This window comes from Labrenzia sp. ATLA3, assembly GCF_057180185.1.
Map to the genome: position 1 here is coordinate 371,588 of NZ_JBXUKV010000002.1, position 18,573 is coordinate 390,160.

An 18,573-nucleotide genomic window follows, 5' to 3' on the forward strand; every position below is an offset into this window, starting at 1 on the left:
TCCTGCACCGATTGCGGAATGGATGTGGCTTACGACATCTATTCTTGCACCAGAATATCGGAAATTACTATGTCTTTAGTCGATGAAGGCATTCGGGTCTTTTCCCGTTTTTGAGGCACCCTGCGGGGACGAAGCGCGCGGAAAATCCGCGCGCCCGGTTGCTTATCAAACCTTCCAGAAACAGAAGACGCCCCACCCGATGCTCAGGGCCAGTGGCCACCAGAGCGGGTTGCCCACCAGGCCAAGCCAGGCCAGGAAGATGTAGGCCGCACCGAGCAGGGTGATGAAGAGGCGGTCGCCACGGGTCGTTTCCAGTCCGAGGATCCCCCTTCGTGCAGCACCGCCCGGAAATTTGAATTCCACAACAGTCAGCACGCCGATTGCGGAGAAGATACCGACAAACAACAGGGCCGTCGGCAAGGTCCATGCCATCCAACCGAGCATCATACCCTCCCCAGGGCGAAGCCCTTGGCTATGTAGTTACGGACAAAATAGATAACGATGGCGCCGGGAATGATCGTCAGGGTCCCGGCGGCCGCCAGCAGACCCAGTTCGTAACCGGCGGAGGAAGCGGTTCGGGTCATCACGGCAGCAATGGGTTTCGCCTCGACGGCGGTCAGTGTCTTGGACAGCAGCATTTCCACCCAGGAGAACATGAAGCAGAAGAAGGCAGCCACCCCGACGCCGGACTTGATGGCCGGCAGGAAGATCGTCATGAAGAAACGCGGGAAGGAATAGCCGTCCACATAGGCGGTTTCGTCCAGTTCCTTGGGCACCCCGCTCATGAACCCTTCCAGGATCCAGACTGCCAGCGGCACGTTGAACAGGCAGTGCGCCAGGGCAACCGCCAAATGCGTGTCGAACAGGCCGACGGCGGAATAAAGCTGGAAGAACGGCAGCGCGAAGACGGCGGCCGGCGCCATGCGGTTGGTCAGCAGCCAGAAGAACAGGTGCTTGTCGCCCACGAAGGAGTAGCGGGAGAACGCATAGGCTGCCGGCAGCGCAACAGTGATCGAAATGACCGAATTGATGGTCACATAGATGATCGAGTTGATGTAGCCCCAATACCACGTCGGATCAGTGAAGATGTCGATGTAGTTGGCAAAGGTCCAGGTCTGTGGGAACAGGGTGAACCCGGACAGGATCTCATTGGTGGTCTTGAAGCTCATCGCGACGAGCCAGTAGATAGGCAACATCAGGAAGAGGATATAGATCACGGGAACCAGGCTTTTCAGGCGCATGACGGTTCTCCTCAGGACTTGTTATCGTTCATCGTCATCAGCGTGTAGAACAGCCAGGAGGCGAACAACGTGATGGCGAAGTAGATCAGGGACATGGCGGCTGCCGGTCCAAGGTCGAACTGACCGAGGGCGATCTTCACAAGGTCGATCGAGAGCAGTGTCGTGGAGTTGCCCGGACCGCCGCCCGTCAGCACGAAAGGCTCGGTATAGATGTTGAAGCTGTCCATGAAGCGCAGCAACACGGCAATCGTCAGCACCGTTTTCATCTTCGGCAGCTGGATAAACCGGAATACCGCCCAGCGGGACGCACCGTCGATTTCCGCCGCCTGATAGTAGGCGTTCGGGATCGAGACCAGGCCGGCATAAGCCAGAAGCACCACCAGCGACGTCCAGTGCCAGACATCCATGACGATGATCGTCACCCAGGCCGCAATCGGGTTCTGAGTCATGTCGTAGGAAATGCCCAGAGTGTGGTTCAGGAAGTAACCGAGCAGACCGATGTCCGGCAGGGTGAAGATGTTCCACATCGCACCGACCACGTTCCACGGGATCAACATCGGCAAGGCCATGGTCACCAGGCAGAACGGTACCCAGAAACCCTTCTTGGGCATGGACAGCGCAATCGCCACGCCGAGCGGCACTTCGATGATCAGGATCAGGAAGGTGAACAGGAACTGCCGGCCGAGCGCATTGTGGAAACGCTCGGAACGAAGCACCTGCTCGAACCAGTCCAGCCCCTGCCAGAAGAACAGATTGTCTCCGAAGGTTTCCTGAACGGAATAGTTCACCACGGTCATCATCGGGATGAGCGCGTTGAAGGCGACAAGAAGAAGCACCGGGGTCACGAAGAACCAGGCGCGTTGATTTTGCGTTTTCATCGTGCCCCTCCCTCGGGCTGGCTCGCCAGCCAGCCGTCCTTGTAGAGACGCGTCTGGGATTGTTTGAAGTCGAGCATCACGTCGTCTCCGGCACTGGGCGCTTCGCCCTCCAGAATGGCGTTGATGCGCATGTCGTGCGCGACGGCCTCGACCACCTTGTGGCGGCCGATGTCGGCAACCTTGCGAACCTTCGCCGCAATGCCTGCGCCGCTGGCGGACACATTGACGAATTCGGGCCGAACGCCGATCTGGGCTGCGCCATCGCCGGCACTGGCCACCGGTCCTTCCAGCGCGACCCTTTCGCCGCGGAAGAAGGCCGCTCCGTTCTGGACCTCGCACGGCAGGACGTTCATGCCCGGAGAGCCGATGAAGTGACCGACGAAAGTGTGGGCGGGACGCTCGAAGAGGTCCACGGGCGTGCCGATCTGCACAACCTCGCCGTCCTGCATCACCACCACCTGATCGGCAAAGGTCAGCGCTTCGGTCTGGTCGTGGGTCACATAGATCATGGTTGCCTTGACCCGCTGATGAAGCTCTTTCAGCTTGGACCGCAGCTTCCATTTCAGATGCGGATCGATCACCGTCAGCGGTTCGTCGAACATCACCACGTTGACGTCCTCACGAATGAGGCCGCGGCCCATGGAGATCTTCTGCTTGTTGTCCGGCGAAAGATTTGCCGCCCGGACCTTTAGCATTTCGGTGACTTCCAGCATTTCGGCGATCGCGGCGACCCGGCGCTTGACCGTATCCTCGTCGCGCCCCCGGTTTCTCAGCGGAAAGGCCAGATTGTCGTAGACGGTCATCGTGTCGTAGATGACCGGAAACTGGAAGACCTGCGCGATGTTACGCTTTGCCGGCGGCAGGGCCGTGACATCCTGATCGTTGAACAGGATCTTGCCTTCCGACGGCACCAGCAGGCCGGAAATGATATTCAGCAGCGTGGACTTGCCACAACCCGACGGGCCAAGAAGGGCATAGGCCCCGCCATCGTCCCATGTCAGGTCGATCTTCTTCAGGGCGTAATCTGCATCGCTGGCCGGGTTCGGCTGATAGCTGTGGCGCAGATTGGAGAGTTTGATTTGTGCCATGATGTCCTCTCCTCAGGCAGCCAGCTGGCCGTCAGGCGCAAAGAAGAAACAATGGCTCGGATCCAGGTAGAAGCTGTGGACCTCGCCGACGGAATAGGGATGGACACCGGGTGACAGCGAAACCCAGGCATTGCCGTCCATGTCGAAATGCGCGCTGCTTTCCGATCCACTGAGCTCGGTTACCAGAACGTGGCCGTCGAGCTTCACCGTGTGATGCGCACTTTCCACCGGCATGACATGGTGGGGCCTTATCGCCAGAGTGTATGTGCCGTCCTGAAGCCCCGAAGCGGTGCCTGTCACCTGCCAGCGCGTGACCTCGTTGAGCATGACCATGTCACCCTGCTTCGTCACGGAGGCGACGTTGATCGGTGGATTGGAGAACACCTTGGCCGCGTCCAGATCTTTCGGTTTGCGATAGATGTCCGCGGTCGGGCCGAACTGCACCACGTTGCCATCGGTCATCAGGGCCGTGTGCCCGCCCAGAAGCAGGGCTTCCTCAGGTTCGGACGTTGCGTAGACGACGACCGCGCCGCGGCCTGCGAAAAGCTCGGGAAGCTGGTCGCGCAGTTCCTCGCGCAGCTTGTAGTCGAGGTTGGCAAGCGGTTCATCGAGAAACACCGCATCGCTTTCCTTGACGATCGCGCGCGCCAGCGCGGTGCGCTGCTGCTGGCCGCCGGAAAGTTCATGCGGATTGCGCTTGAGATAAGGCTTCAGCTTCATCAGCTGGGCCGCTTCTTCCACCCGACCCTCGATTTCCGACTTGGCAACGCCCGCGACTTTCAGCGGCGAGGCAATGTTGTCGAAAACTGACATATGCGGGTAGTTGACGAAAAACTGATGCACCAGGCTGATGTTGCGCTTTTGCGCGGACAGACGCGACACATCCTTGCCGTTGAGCACGATCTGCCCGCTGGCCAGACTGTCGAGACCAGCCATCAGCTTGATCAGCGAGGTCTTGCCCGAGCCGGTTTCTCCAAGCAAAACATTGAAGTGACCGGGATGCAGCGTCAGGCTCGTTTCCTTGACATGGGTGATGCCCGCAACGCGCTTGCTGACGTTCTTGAGTTCTAGAGACATTTATTCTCGCCCGCGTCCGGACAGGTTCAAGTGGCGAAACATCGATTTCGCGCCCTGTCGCTTCGGATCGGTGGTGGACCGGGGAAACGCCCCGGTCCGGTTTGTCGGGTGATGAGTGCCCGGGCACCGTATTCTGCCTGGCAGAAACAATGCCCGTGCACGTCGCGCCGGGGTTTACTTTTCAGCCCAGCGAGCGACCAGCTCGTCGTAGTTCACGGTCTGGCCCTGGGGCTTCTCGTTTTCGAGCTTGGCTTTCGGTGCGCCCGGCTTGTCGAGCCAGACCTGCGGGTCGGACTCTTCGTTCAGACGCGGGCCGCATCCGCCGTAGACATTGGCACGCTCGTCAGCCTGCTGCATGCGCGCCATGACGATGTCCATTTCCTCGGCCAGACGGTCCATTGCTTCCTGCGGCGTGAAGGCGCCGGAGTTCACGTCACCGATCTGCTGCCACCAGATCTGGGCCAGCTTCGGATAGTCCGGAACGTTGATGCCGGTCGGGGACCAGGCAACACGGTCGGGCGAGCGATAGAACTCGACCAGGCCGCCAAGCTTCGGAGCACGCTCGGTAAAGGACTCGTGACGGACGGTACTGTCGCGGATGAAGGTGAGACCGACATGGCTCTTCTTCACGTCAACCGTCTTGGAAACCACAAACTGGGCATAGAGCCAGGCAGCTTTCGCACGGTCCACCGGAGTGGAGTTCAGGATGGTCCAGGACCCCACGTCCTGGTAGCCGACCTTCTGGCCTTCTTCCCAGTAGGGACCATGGGGGCTCGGCGCCATGCGCCACAGCGGCGTGCCTTCGTCGTCAACCGTGTTGTTGCCTTCGGACTTCGGCTTCACCATGTCCGCGGTGAACGCGGTGTACCAGAAAATCTGCTGGGCAACGTTGCCCTGGCTCAGAGCCGGCAGGGACTGGTAGAAGTCGAAGCTGGCAGCCCCTGGAGGCGCATAATTGCGCAGCCATTCGTCCCACTTGCGGATGGCGTAGACGGCCGCCGGGCCGTTTGCAGCACCGCCGCGGGAAACCGAAGCGCCAACCGGGTTACAGGTGCCGGCTTCCATGCGGATGCCCCACTCGTCAACCGGAATGCCGTTCGGCTCGCCCTTGTCGCCCGCGCCCGCCATGGACAGCCAGGCATCGGTCATGCGCCAGCCGAGATCCGGCGCGCGCTTGCCGTAGTCCATGTGACCATAAATCTGAACGCCGTCGACTTCCTTGACGTCCTTGGTGAAGAACTCCGCAATATCCTCATATGCGGACCAGTTCACCGGCACACCGAGGTCGTAGCCGTATTTGTCCTTGAAGGCCTTCTTCAGGTCTTCGCGGTCGAACCAGTCCTTGCGGAACCAATAAAGGTTCGCGAACTGCTGGTCGGGCAACTGATAAAGATCGCCGTCCGGACCGGTCGTGAACTGGGTGCCCATGAAGTCTTCCAGGTCGAGACCCGGGTTGGTGACATCCTTGGCATCGCCGCTCATCCAGTCGGTCAGATTGTAGGCAAGCTGCAGACGGGAATGGGTGCCGATCAGGTCGGAGTCGTTGACATAGGCGTCATAGAGGTTCCGGCCGGTCTGCATCTGGGTCTGCACGGCCTGCACCACTTCCCCTTCGCCGAGGATCTGGTGATTGACCTTGATACCGGTGATTTCTTCGAAGGCCTTGGTCAGAACTTCCGACTCGTAGGAGTGCGTCGGAATGCCTTCGGACAGGACGTTGATTTCCATGCCGTTGAACGGTTCGGCCGCCTTGATGAACCACTGCATCTCTGCAAGCTGCTCGTCTTTGGACAGAACGGATGGCTGGAATTCCTGGTCGATCCACTTTTGCGCCGCTGCTTCATCGGCAAAAGCGGACCCTGCCCCCGCAAGCACAGCACCAGCTGCGACTGCGGTGAGTAGATACTTACGCATCTGCATCTCCTCCCGTGAGATAATATACGCCGTCGTTATCCGGCTCGGGATAGAAGGTCACAGCATTGCCATGTTGTCAAACTAAATTTTTAGTAGATAGATCAGCATCCAAAATACAGAGGCAATATCTTGTTTTTAAAGGCTTTTCATAGCCTGAACGCTTATCCGAATGCGATCCGAAAACCCAGCCGCCTGTCAAGCGCTGCCCACAGTGCGGCACAAATTAGACATTGGATGTAGCACGAATTCGGGTTTCGAGTCTTTCATATTCTTCCGCGCAAAGCTTCCATTGACATTCGTTTTGCATCGCAAAACGAAATATGAATAAATGTTTCGCACTGCGGCACAGTGTGATCGGCCAACAGTCGACGCCGCGTCACGTCCGGCAATGGAGCCCGGCCGAACTCCGATGGCCGGTACCCTGGGGTGGTGGCAAGGCGCTTTGCCTGGACCGGCGGACTGGATCAAGGGACCGGGCGCAGATAGTTTCCTGCGTTGACGCGACAACCTCAAAGGCTATGTCACATGGCGGATGATCCACCAGTGCCTGACCGGTCTTTAAGAGAAGGATGACAGCAGCCAATGACCACTTTTCCAACCGATGCACCGGTGCTGGTAACAGGGGCCACAGGGTATGTCGCCGGCTGGCTGGTGAAGGAACTGCTCGACGCAGGAAGAACGGTCCATGCTGCTGTCCGCGACCCGGATGACACGAGAAAGACCGCCCACCTTCAGGACGTTGCCGCCACATCGCCCGGCACCTTGCGCTTCTTCAAGGCCGACCTGCTGAACGAAGGCTCCTATGCCGAGGCAATGGCAGGCTGCGCGACCGTCTTCCACACCGCCTCTCCCTTCACCGTTTCGGTCAGGGACCCGCAAAGGGAACTGATCGACCCGGCCGTGAAAGGCACACGGAACGTTCTGGAGGAAGCCGCACGGACACCTGATGTCAAACGTGTTGTCGTCACCAGTTCCTGCGCAGCCATTTACACCGATGCGATCGATTGTGCGAAGGCGCCCAGCGGCGTTCTGACGGAAGATATCTGGAACACCACGGCTTCCCTCGATTACCAGCCCTACAGCTATTCCAAGACGCTTGCGGAGAAGGAAGCCTGGAAGATTGCCGGCGCTCAGGACCGTTTCAAACTGGTCACCGTCAATCCCTCACTGGTGATCGGCCCTGCCCTCAACGACAGACCGACCTCGGAAAGCTTCAACATCGTCCGCCAGATGGGCGATGGCACCATGAAGCGCGGCGCGCCGAAGTTGGGTCTTGGGGTCGTGGATGTACGTGACCTGGCCAGGGCCCACATGGAAGCAGGCTTCAGGGAAGATGCCGACGGCCGTCACATTATCTCCGGCCACAACACCAACATTCTGGAACTCGGCAAGGCCCTGATCGAAAAATACGGTGACCACTACCCGGTGCCGCGCCAGTCTCTGCCGAAGTGGATCGTCTGGCTGGTCGGACCGATTGTCGGTGATATTTCCCGGAAATTCGTCACCAACAACGTCGACGTGAAATGGCGTGCCGACAATTCCAAAAGCAAGCGCGCCCTGGGTGTTACCTACCGGCCGATGAAAACGTCCATGGAAGAGATGTTCCAGCAGATGATCGACGCCGGGGCGTTCGGAAAGTAGCTCGCTTCAGATTACGCCCTCTCCGTTCGCTGAGGTCACGGCATGGATTGCAGGGTCAAGGTGCGGATTACAGCCCCCGTGATTCCGGCGAAGCGTGAGCCGGGACCGGGGAGCCCCAGGTTTTCAAAAAACAAAAGGCGCGGCCGGAAGCCGCGCCTTTCCCGATGAGGAAAACCCGAAGCAGGTCTTACATCTTGCACTCGTCCGAATAGGCATCGCCGTGGTCGGTCAGGGCCGTTCCGACGATCTTGTTGGTGTAGACGTCGCCTTCCTTGATCACCTCACGGACATAGATGTCCTGGATCGGATGATGGTTCGGGCCGAAGCTGAACTTGCCGCGCACGGACGGGAAATCCGCAGCCTCAAGAGCGGCCCGGAAAGCGTCCGCGTCCGTCACATCCGCCTTGTCCATGGCCGACAGCAACAGGTTGGCTGTGTCGAAACCCTGAGCCGCATAGAGCGACGGCAGGCGGCCGTATTCGGCTTTGAAGCTATCCACGAAAGCCTTGTTGGCATCGTTGTCGATGTCCTTGCTCCACTGGCTGGTGTTCTTCACCCCCAGCGCCGCATCGCCAACCGCCTGCAGGATGCCCTGATCGAACGAGAAAGCAGGACCGACGACCGGAAGATCGATGCCGCTGTCGGCATATTGCTTCAGGAAGGAGATCCCCATGCCGCCCGGCAGGAAGAAGAACACGCTGTCGGCGCCCGACGCGCGGATCTGGGCCAACTCGGCCGCATAGTCGGTCTGGCCCAGCTTGGTGTAGATCTCGCCCGCCAGTTCGCCGCCATAATAGCGTTTGAAGCCGGTGAGCGAATCCTTGCCGGCCGGATAGTTCGGGGCAAGGATAAAGGTCTTCTTGAAACCGGCTTCCTTGGCATAGGCACCAGCGGCCTCATGCAGGTTGTCGTTCTGATAGGCGACGCTGAAATAGTTCGGATTGCAGCCTTTGCCGGCCAGTGCGGACGGACCGGCGTTCGGCGACAGGTAGAACTTGCCCTGAGCGGTCACCGACGGCACGACGGCCATGGCCAGGTTCGACCAGATGATACCGGTCAGGACGTCGACCTTGTCCGACTGGATCATCTTGTCGGCAAGCTGAACCGCGACGTCCGGTTTGCGCTGGTCATCCTCGACGATCACCTCAAGGTCCTTGTTGCCGGCCTGTTTGACCGCCAGCATGAAGCCGTCGCGCGCATCGATGCCAAGGCCCGCACCACCGCCGGACAGCGTCGTGATCATGCCGACCTTCACAGGCTCGGCCTGCGCGGCTCCAGCCAGAAGGGCCACCAGGCTGGCGGCCGCAGCAAATTGTTTCAACATGGGAAATCCCCTCTCTTAAGTCCCTTGAGCCCACTTGCGGGGCTCTTGAAACCACACTCTATCGGCACAATCGCGGATGGCAAACATGCAATTCGTCCGGAAGTGACGAGGGGCCGCCTGTGTCAAAGAGCCGTGCGCACGTGCCAGAGTTCGGGGAAGAGTTCCACTTCCAGCATGCGCTTCAGATAGGTCACCCCGCCGGTGCCGCCGGTGCCACGCTTGAAGCCGATCACCCGTTCCACGGTGGTGACATGGTTGAAGCGCCAGCGGCGGAAATAGTCTTCCAGATCAACCAGTTTTTCGCCGACCTCATAAAGCGCCCAATGAGCTGCCGGATCCCGGTAGACCTTCTGCCACAAGGCCATGATCTCGGGGACTTCCCGGTGCGGGGCAGAGGAAGGTTCGGCGATGGCATCCTCCGGCACATCCAGACCCTGACGGCGGGCAAAGGCAAGCACGACCTGATAAAGGCTCGGCCGTGCCAGTTCCGCATTCAGAAGGGTAACGCCTTGCGGATCGTGTTCATGCGGGCGGATCATCGCCGTGTTCCGGTTGCCCAGCGCGTATTCGATCAGCCGGTATTGCAGCGACTGAAAACCGGAGGACATGCCAAGCGCATCGCGGAACTGCGTGTAGTCGCTGGGCGTCATTGTCCGCAGAACGTCCCACGCGGAATTCAGCTGCTCCATGATGCGGCTGACCCGGGCAAGCAGTTTCATCGCCTGCGGCATGTGATCGTCTTCTATGGCCTCGCGAGCGGCATTCAGCTCATGCAGCATGAGCTTCATCCAGAGTTCCGAGGTCTGATGCTGAATGATGAAAAGCAGTTCATCGGATGCATCCGACAAAGGCGCCTGAGCGTTCAATATCTGTGTCAGGCCCAGATAATCGCCGTAGGACATCTTGTCCGCAAAGCGCATCTCGGCGCCTTCGGTTTCCGGATTATAGGCTTTTCCCGGCTCGACTTTATCGTTCATGGTTCTCCCCGCTGGTCTCTTCGAACGACCGATTGAAGGCATCTATAGCCTCGACATGGCAGAGTTGGATAGAAGAGATATCCAGCAGGCATGACAAAACGGGTGAGCAACGGCTGCGTCCGATCAGGGCATTCTCAACCGTCGGCGGCTTCCAGAATGGCGGCTGCGGAGAAGTCATAGTGGCTGCGTTTGGATATCGATTTGCTGAAGCTCGAAAAATCTATCTTCTCCCAGTTCCCGTTCCCGAGCCGGCTGAGGTAAGTGTCCACATTCCGCGAGGTGATGGGCGACATCCTGAACAGGACATCGACGGAAAATTCGCTCTGGATGCGTCTGAAATAGTGGTCCCGCAACACAACAATCGCCCAACCCCCTGAAAAAAAGTGCCCGCCGTGGGTCATGGTCATGTCCCCCGATTTCACCGCCTCCATACCCCGGTTGGACCAGTTGAGCCCGGCAAACAGAATGTCCTTGCCGACAAGCAATCCGGCATCGGCAGCTGCCCGTTGTGCACCGAGGGCGATGTCGTCGTTCGCCCCCCACACCACATCGATGCGCGTCCGGTCCAGGACGTCACGCGTGCGCACGAAAGCAAGTTCCTCGTTCCAATTGACCGGAATGGCATGCAACAGTTTGACATCGCTGTTGTCCGCGACAGCGCGCATCATGCCGAGTTCGCGCCGCAGGGCCCCTGATGTTGTCGTGTCGCCCGTCAGGGCGAGCAGCCGGATCTCCTTTGCCTGCGGATGAAGCTTCCGCGCCTCGGCAAACAACGACTGCGCCATTTCGTAACCGGCCGCTTCATTGTCCGGAACGATCGAGGCAATGATGCCACGAAGATCGATATTCCGGCGTTCGAGTTCGCCCGTTTGTTGCGGCGTCAGCTTGTTCAGCAGAAACAGAACCTTGCTGGGCAGGCCTGCCAGCTGCTGCATCAGCCTGGCTGCCGACTGGCCCTCATTGACCAGGATGAAATAGTCGGGAAGATCTCCCTGGCTCAGACGCTGGCTGAGAAGTTCTTCCATGCCGTAGGGGCGCCTGTTTGCGTTGAGGATTTCCAGGTCGACATTCAGATCGGCTGCGGCAGCAAACATCGTTTTGGACACTTCGCCCCAAAAGCCCGTTTCACCACCCGGATTGATGAAGGTCACGCGAAAGTCCGCCGCCTGAACCACACTGGCAGCAATCCAGAACCAAACCAGATACAGCAGTCTGACGAACATATTTATCCTTCGCACTCAAACGAGGGCTGGAACAGCTTCGGGTTCATAATAGCCACCACACACATTCTGAAGACACGGCAAGCACTTGCATGCATTTCAAGCATTCAACACCCAGGATTTTCGGGAGCCGGACTTTAAGACAGCCTGCGAGCGAGCCGACTATGGCAGAACTGCTGTCACCAGGTCATTTACATCGAGCGGGCACCTTGATCCGATTTTCTTAATCAAAGCAAAATCTGCCCTGAAAAAGCGTCCTTCAAAACCGGCGACACCGGAAGGAGTGCATCGTGCATAACGAAAGCCGACCTGTTGAACGGGGTTTCTTCGGAAGGCTTGCCTCAGCGTCAGCCGTGCCGTCTTCAAAAGACGCTTCGGATCGTTAGCAAGGCAAAACTGCCTACAGAAAGACGTGGTTATACGTTTGATTTTGTGAAAATCTGATAACCGCGCCTTGAAACGGACACTACCGGGACCCTGTTAATGTCAATTCGTGCAAGCATTTATCATCTGACGCATTACCGATACGACCGCCCAGTTACGCTAAGCCCGCAGATCATACGCCTGCGGCCGGCTCCACACAGCCGCACCCGGGTCCTCTCCCACTCGCTGAAGGTTTCGCCAGAAGGGCACTTCGTCAATCATCAGCAGGACCCTTACGGCAACTGGCTGTCCCGCTTCGTGTTTCCCGAGCCTGTGCGCGAATTCAAGATCGAGGTGGATCTGGTCGCCGACATGGCCGTCTACAATCCCTTCGACTTCTTCATCGAGGAAAGCGCCGAGGAATGGCCCTTCGACTATCCGCCTGAACTTCGTGAAGATCTCCAGATCTACCGGAAGCTCGACCCGACCGGCCCGCACCTGACCGCATTCCTGGAAACTGTGCCGAAGGATCGCCAGAGAACCGTCGACTTTATCGTCGGCCTGAATGCCAAAGTCTCCCAGACCGTCAACTACGTCATCCGGATGGAACCCGGGGTCCAGACGCCGGAAGAAACATTCGAAAAAGGCACCGGGTCCTGCCGCGATTCCACATGGCTGCTGGTGCAGGCTCTGCGTCATCTCGGTTTTGCCGCCAGGTTTGTTTCCGGGTACCTCATCCAGCTGAAACCGGATCTGGAAGCGCTCGATGGCCCTTCCGGCACCGACCACGACTTCACCGATCTGCACGCATGGGCCGAGGTTTACCTGCCCGGCGCCGGTTGGATCGGGCTGGACCCCACGTCCGGGCTGCTGGCGGGGGAAAGCCACATTCCACTGGCCGCAACACCTCATTACGTCAACGCGGCGCCGATTGTCGGCATGGCGAGCAAGGCGGAAGTCGACTTTGCCTTCGACATGAAGGTCTCCCGCGTTGCCGAACACCCGCGTATCACCAAACCTTTCTCGGATGATGCCTGGTCGGCGCTCAATCAGCTCGGGGCCAAGGTCGACCGTATCCTGGCGCAGGAAGATGTCCGGCTGACCATGGGCGGAGAGCCGACGTTCGTCTCAATTGACGATTTCGAAGCCGACGAATGGAACACCGATGCCGTTGGTCCCACCAAACGTCAGAAGGCGGACACGCTGATCCGCCGCCTGCGTGAGCGCTTCGCCCCGGGCGGTTTTCTGCACTACGGCCAGGGCAAGTGGTATCCGGGCGAGACCCTGCCCCGATGGACGTTCTCGCTCTATTGGCGCCGCGACGAAAAGCCCATCTGGAAAGACCCGGACCTGATTGCGGAAGAAGGCCAGGAGACCGGCGCGAACGCTGAAAAGGCCGAAGCCCTGTTGCAGGAGATCGCGACAAAGCTGGAAATCGACCCGGACTACGTCGTGCCGGCCTATGAGGACCCGGCGGTCTGGCTGGTAAAGGAAGCCAACCTGCCGGAAAACGTCACCCCGGAAAATTCCAAGCTGGAGGATGCCGAAGCCCGGCATCGTATTTCGCGCGTCTTCGACCGCGGGCTGACCGCACCTGCCGGCCACGTGCTGCCGATCCAGCGCTGGCAGTCGAAAGCCGGTGGCCATCGCTGGCGGTCCGAGCAATGGAAGTTACGACGCAACGCCCTGTTCCTGGTTCCCGGAGACAGCCCGGTCGGTTACCGCCTGCCGCTGGAGTCCCTGCCTTACGTCCCACCGGCGCAATATCCCTATACCAACATCGCCGACCCCACCGTGCCGCGGGATCCCTTGCCGGAATTCCCCGCCGGCCCGCGTGCCGAACGCGAACAGAGCATTGCACGTTTCACGGCGGGCGAAGCTCAGCAGGACAGGCGCGAACAAACCCTGCCGGATGCCGAAATCGGCGATTCCGCCGTCAGGACAGCCTTGTCGGTCGAGGCGCGTGACGGCCGTCTGTGTGTGTTCATGCCGCCGGTGGAACGCATAGAGGACTATCTGGAGCTGGTGGCGGTGGCGGAGTCCGCCGCTGCAGATCTGAATCTGCCGGTCCATATCGAGGGGTATCCGCCACCAACGGATCCCCGCATGAATGTCATCCGTGTCGCGCCGGATCCCGGCGTGATCGAGGTCAACATCCACCCGGCCTCGAACTGGCAGGAATGTGTTGCCATCACTGAAGGTGTCTACGAGGAAGCCCGGCAGACACGGCTCGGCGCCGACAAGTTCATGATCGACGGCAAGCACACCGGCACCGGCGGCGGCAACCATGTTGTGGTTGGCGGCGCGACGCCGCTCGACAGCCCTTTCCTGCGCCGGCCGGACCTGCTGCGCAGCCTGATCCTGCACTGGCAGCGTCATCCCAGCCTGTCCTACCTGTTCTCGGGCCTGTTCATCGGCCCCACCTCGCAGGCCCCGCGTGTGGACGAGGCCCGGCACGACGGCCTTTACGAGCTTGAAGTCGCCCTGGCTCAGATCCACCGCCCCGACGAAGGCCCGACACCCTTCCCCTGGCTGGTCGACAGGTTGCTGCGCAACCTGCTGGTCGATGTCACCGGCAACACGCACCGGGCGGAAATCTGCATCGATAAGCTTTACTCCCCCGATGGCCCGACCGGGCGGCTGGGTCTGGTTGAGTTCCGTGGTTTTGAAATGCCGCCGGATCCGCGCATGAGCCTTGCCCAGCAGCTATTGCTGAGGGCCCTCATCGCGCGCCTGTGGCAGCAGCCGCTGTCCGGCAACCTCACCCGTTGGGGCACGGCCCTGCATGACCGCTTCATGCTGCCGCATTACGTATGGACGGATTTCCTGGATGTTCTGGGCGATCTGGAGCATCACGGATTTTCGATGCGCCCCGACTGGTTCGAGGCCCAGGCCGAATTCCGCTTCCCCTTCTGCGGTGAACTTGAGGTCGACGGCGTCCATCTGGAACTGCGCCAGGCGCTGGAACCCTGGCACGTCCTCGGTGAAACCGGCGCCATCGGCGGCACCGTGCGCTATACCGACAGCTCCACCGAACGGCTGCAGGTCAAGCTTACCACCAGCGATCCGGACCGTTATGCCGTCACCTGCAACCGCCGCACATTGCCGCTGAGGAAAACCGAGACCAACGGCGTCTCTGTTGCCGGTGTTCGCTACAAGGCCTGGCAGCCAGCCATGGCGCTGCATCCGGTGCATCCTGTGGACGCCCCGCTTACCTTCGATATTTTCGACCGGTGGAGCGGCCGGGCGCTCGGTGGCTGCGTCTATCATGTTGCCCATCCGGGCGGACGGAACTATGAAACGTTTCCCGTCAACGGGAATGAGGCAGAGGCCCGCCGCCTTGCCCGGTTCGAGCCCCACGGCCACACGCCCGGGCTCTATATGCCGGGGCTGGAACGGCCGCATCCGGAGTTTCCGTTGACGTTGGACCTGCGCAGACCGCAGAATGTCTGACGGACCGGCAGGCCCGCCGATTGGAAACGACGTATGAGCTTGGACGAAAACGCAGAACCCGGAGCACTTCGCTACGGCCTCTTGAAGGCCTATCGTCCTTTTCCGGATGTCTCGGACGAGCTGCTGTTTCCTGACGGGCGGGTCAGACCGGTCTGGCGACCGTTTCTCGATCACCTGAGCGCATTGACGGCGGATGAGATCGCCGAGCGGTTTGCACGCGGCAATCAGTATCTGAACGATGCCGGTGTCTATTTCCGTCAGTACGGGCAGGACGGGGCCAACGAACGGGAATGGCCACTGAGCCACATTCCGGTGATCATCAGCCAGGACGACTGGCAGGTGATCACGGACGGTCTGACGCAACGTGCTGAACTGCTGGAGCAGGTTGTCGCCGACCTTTACGGCGACAACAGCCTGGTGGCGAACGGTTACCTGCCCGCAAGCCTGATTGCCCAAAGCTCCGAATGGCAGCGTCCGCTCGTCGGCATCAAACCGAAGTCCGGGCACTTTCTGCATTTCCTGTCCTTTGAGATCGGCCGCGGGCCCGACGGCACCTGGTGGGTTCTGTCCGACCGGGCCCAGGCGCCCTCCGGTGCCGGTTTTGCGCTGGAAAACAGGGTTGCGACCGGGCGCGTTTTCAACGAGTTCTTTGCCCGAGCAAACGTTCACCGGCTGGCCGGATTTTTCCGGCGGTTCCGCGATCATCTGGTGGAACTGCGCGGAGAGAGTGAAAGCCGCGTTTCCATCCTGACCCCAGGCCCCTTGAACGACACCTATTTCGAGCATGCCTATATCGCCCGTTATCTCGGCTTCATGCTGCTGGAAGGCGAGGACCTGACGGTTGAGAACGGCAAGCTGATGGTTCGCACGGTTGCCGGCCTGAAGCCTGTCAGTGTTCTCTGGCGGCGCCTCGATGCCGGCTGGGCCGATCCGGTCGAGCTGAACGAAACCTCCCAGATCGGCACACCTGGCCTTGTACAGGCCGTGCGCAGCGGCGCCGTGACCATGATCAACGCGCTCGGAACCGGCGTTCTGGAAACACGGGCACTGCTGGCCTTCCTGCCGCGTATCAGCGAGCATCTGCTTGGCGAACCGCTGAAACTGCCGAATGTCGCGACCTGGTGGTGCGGGGAAGAGGCAACCAGAGCCTATGTGAAGGAACACGCGGAAAGCATGATGTTCAGCCCCGCGCTGTCGACCGCTCTGCCCTTCACCTCCTCCAAGACCGATTTTATCGGCAAGGATTTCAGCAAGTTCCACAAGGGCATTCTGGAATCCTGGATCGACAGCAAGAGCGACAAGCTCGTGGGACAGGAAGCCGTAACCCTGTCGTCATCGCCTGCCTACGACAATGGTCTTCTGGTTCCCCGGCCGATGAGCCTCCGGGTTTTCCTGGCCCGGACGGCCAACGGCTGGGAAGTGATGGCAGGAGGTTTTGCCCGGATCGGGCGGACGGAAGATGCCAGCGCCATAGCCATGCAGTCCGGTGGATCCGCCGCCGATGTCTGGATCGTTGGTGGCCAGAAGCAGCACAAGGAAACCCTGCTTCACCAGACGGAATCGCCGTTCTTCAAATCGCAGCCCGGCACCCTGCCCTCCCGCGCAGCCGACAACCTGTTCTGGCTCGGCCGTTACGTGGAACGGGCGGAAGGCGCGGTGCGACTGCTAAGGGCCTATCACGCCCGGCTGATGGAAACGGCAGACCCGGAAGCCCCGCTCGTCGCCCTGACGGCGGAATATCTCGACAAGATCGGCATGTCACCGGACGAACCGGTTCCCGCTGGTTTGTGCGACATGCTGCAATCGGCCGTAGCCAGCGCTTCGAAGGTACGCGACCGGTTTTCCGTCGACGGCTGGCTGGCGCTCAACGACCTGGCGCAGACCGCAAACGGCGTCAGGCGCACAATGCATGGCAATGCCGATGTCACACGGGCAATGGGCCTGCTCCTGCGCAAGATAACCGGCTTTTCTGGCCTCGTTCACGAGAACATGTACAGGTTTATTGGCTGGCGCTTCCTGTCCATCGGCCGTGCATTGGAACGGGCCCACCGGATGGCCGATCTCCTGTCGGTCTTCACCGACGAGGAGGCACCGGAAGGCTCTCTTGAACTGCTGCTCGAGGTTGGCGACAGCGCCATGTCCATGAGCCGGCACTACGCCGTGTCCCTCAGCCACACCACGGTGCTGGACCTTTTGGCAATGGACATCAAGAACCCGCGCGCGGTGCTCTATCAGCTTACCGACATGAAAGATCATATCAGCGTGCTGCCCAACGCAACGGAAAACGGGCATCTGTCGGAGCTGGCCCGCTCGGTTCTGCAGGTTCACACCCGTTTGGCAATCGCGACACCGGACACACTGACACCGGACACTCTCGGCGATCTGCGGGACCAGATCGCCTATCTCTCCGTGGAGCTGACCGATGCCTATATCCGATGATATCAGGCCGCGTTCCACCAACACGCCCGACGTGAGGCGCCCTTGTTCTACGATGTAACGCTCGAAATTACCTACGATTACGCCAGTCCGGTCAACTACGGTCACCACGCGCTCAGGCTGATGCCGGCGACCATTCCCGGTGAGCAGACGTTGATCGACGGACAGATCCACATCGTTCCCTCTCCGTCCGAGCGGCACGACCGGGTGGACTTCTTCGGCAATGCCGTCACGGACGTCGTTTATCGCCGCAACCACAGCGAACTTGCCTTCAAGCTGAAGGCACGGATCGACAGAACCGCGACGCCGGAAGCCTTCGACATTTCTCCACCGTTGAATGCCCTGCCGAAAGAGCTCTCCGCAGTCCAGTCTCTCGCGCCCAAGGCGCCGGTCCATTTCCTGTCCGCCTCGCCGCGCCTTCCCCTCGACCCTGCCTTCGCGGTCTATGCCCAGGATCTCGTCGTGCCGGGCATGAGCACGATTTCGGCGGTGGAATCCATTGGCAAGGCCTTGAACAGGGACATGCAATTCGACGCCGAAGCCACGACGGTCGACACCCCGGCCATCGAAGCCTTCGAGCGCCGCAACGGCGTCTGCCAGGATTTTTCGCATATCATGATCGCCTGCCTCAGAAGCATCGGGATCCCGGCGGGCTATGTCAGCGGCTTTTTGCGGACCATCCCGCCGGAAGGCAAGGAGCGGCTGGAAGGCGCCGACGCCATGCACGCCTGGGTCATGGCCTGGTGCGGCATCGATATCGGCTGGATAGAATACGATCCAACGAACGCGCTCCGGGTCGGCCAGGATCATATCGTTGTCGCCCATGGCCGCGACTATGGCGATGCAGCACCGGTAAAGGGCATCTTGCGCACGTCCGGATCCCAATCGACCGATCACAAGGTCGATGTTGTGCCGCTTTGAGGCAAGCCGTCTTTCCGGCACTGCGCCTGAACATTGGCTT

General features: G+C 60.1%; 13 protein-coding genes. 4 read left to right on the top strand and 9 right to left on the bottom strand.

The features are described from left to right. Positions 1-165: 165 nt before the first annotated feature. The 6 genes from AC2A6O_RS06245 to AC2A6O_RS06270 all read right to left on the bottom strand — a co-directional run bounded on the left by AC2A6O_RS06245 (position 166) and on the right by AC2A6O_RS06270 (position 6,198). Positions 166-447: a DUF2160 domain-containing protein gene (locus AC2A6O_RS06245; RefSeq protein ID WP_209000940.1), complete on the bottom strand. Its 282-nt coding sequence runs from the start codon at positions 445-447 to the stop codon at positions 166-168. Beyond that, positions 444-1,241 (bottom strand): carbohydrate ABC transporter permease, encoded by a 798-nt coding sequence (locus AC2A6O_RS06250; RefSeq protein ID WP_148582793.1) that lies wholly within the window; start codon positions 1,239-1,241, stop codon positions 444-446. The genes AC2A6O_RS06245 and AC2A6O_RS06250 overlap by 4 nt, the downstream gene beginning before the upstream one ends. Positions 1,242-1,252: 11 nt before the next feature. Further along, positions 1,253-2,119, bottom strand: a complete 867-nt coding sequence (locus tag AC2A6O_RS06255; protein ID WP_006931840.1) for a carbohydrate ABC transporter permease — start codon at positions 2,117-2,119, stop codon at positions 1,253-1,255. Continuing rightward, positions 2,116-3,207, bottom strand: a complete 1,092-nt coding sequence (locus AC2A6O_RS06260; RefSeq protein ID WP_498926165.1) for an ABC transporter ATP-binding protein — start codon at positions 3,205-3,207, stop codon at positions 2,116-2,118. Before AC2A6O_RS06260 ends, AC2A6O_RS06255 begins: the two co-directional genes overlap by 4 nt. Before the next feature lie 12 nt (positions 3,208-3,219). Continuing rightward, complete coding sequence (locus AC2A6O_RS06265) at positions 3,220-4,284, bottom strand: ABC transporter ATP-binding protein (RefSeq protein WP_498926166.1); 1,065 nt, start codon at positions 4,282-4,284, stop codon at positions 3,220-3,222. A gap of 174 nt (positions 4,285-4,458) precedes the next feature. After that, entirely contained in the window at positions 4,459-6,198 is a 1,740-nt protein-coding gene (locus AC2A6O_RS06270; protein WP_498926167.1) for an ABC transporter substrate-binding protein, read from the bottom strand. Between the two features lie 582 nt (positions 6,199-6,780). On the opposite strand from AC2A6O_RS06270, the gene AC2A6O_RS06275 reads away from it, so the two are divergent. After that, positions 6,781-7,839, top strand: a complete 1,059-nt coding sequence (locus AC2A6O_RS06275) for an NAD-dependent epimerase/dehydratase family protein (RefSeq protein ID WP_498926168.1) — start codon at positions 6,781-6,783, stop codon at positions 7,837-7,839. Between the two features lie 187 nt (positions 7,840-8,026). Here the strand turns inward: AC2A6O_RS06275 and AC2A6O_RS06280 are convergent, their stop codons facing one another. The 3 genes from AC2A6O_RS06280 to AC2A6O_RS06290 form a co-directional block, all read right to left on the bottom strand. Beyond that, positions 8,027-9,163, bottom strand: coding sequence for an ABC transporter substrate-binding protein (locus AC2A6O_RS06280; RefSeq protein ID WP_498926169.1), 1,137 nt, complete (start codon positions 9,161-9,163; stop codon positions 8,027-8,029). A 122-nt stretch (positions 9,164-9,285) separates the two neighbouring features. Next, the gene (kynA, locus tag AC2A6O_RS06285; RefSeq protein WP_498926170.1) at positions 9,286-10,140 is read right to left on the bottom strand and encodes a tryptophan 2,3-dioxygenase; all 855 of its coding nucleotides are present in this window, start codon (positions 10,138-10,140) and stop codon (positions 9,286-9,288) included. A gap of 134 nt (positions 10,141-10,274) precedes the next feature. Further along, a complete protein-coding gene (locus AC2A6O_RS06290) occupies positions 10,275-11,363 on the bottom strand; it encodes an ABC transporter substrate-binding protein (RefSeq protein WP_498926171.1) in 1,089 nt (362 codons plus the stop codon). 480 nt (positions 11,364-11,843) lie between these two features. Between AC2A6O_RS06290 and AC2A6O_RS06295 the strand changes: the two genes are divergently transcribed. From AC2A6O_RS06295 to AC2A6O_RS06305, 3 genes are read left to right on the top strand one after another with little or no spacing between them, the layout of a single operon-like run. Next, on the top strand, positions 11,844-15,176 hold the full coding sequence (locus tag AC2A6O_RS06295) for a transglutaminase family protein (RefSeq protein ID WP_498926172.1): 3,333 nt from the start codon (positions 11,844-11,846) through the stop codon (positions 15,174-15,176). Positions 15,177-15,209: 33 nt separating this feature from the next. Then, complete coding sequence (locus AC2A6O_RS06300; RefSeq protein ID WP_148582802.1) at positions 15,210-17,615, top strand: circularly permuted type 2 ATP-grasp protein; 2,406 nt, start codon at positions 15,210-15,212, stop codon at positions 17,613-17,615. 42 nt (positions 17,616-17,657) lie between these two features. Next, positions 17,658-18,533: a transglutaminase family protein gene (locus AC2A6O_RS06305; RefSeq protein WP_148582803.1), complete on the top strand. Its 876-nt coding sequence runs from the start codon at positions 17,658-17,660 to the stop codon at positions 18,531-18,533. Positions 18,534-18,573 lie beyond the last annotated feature (40 nt).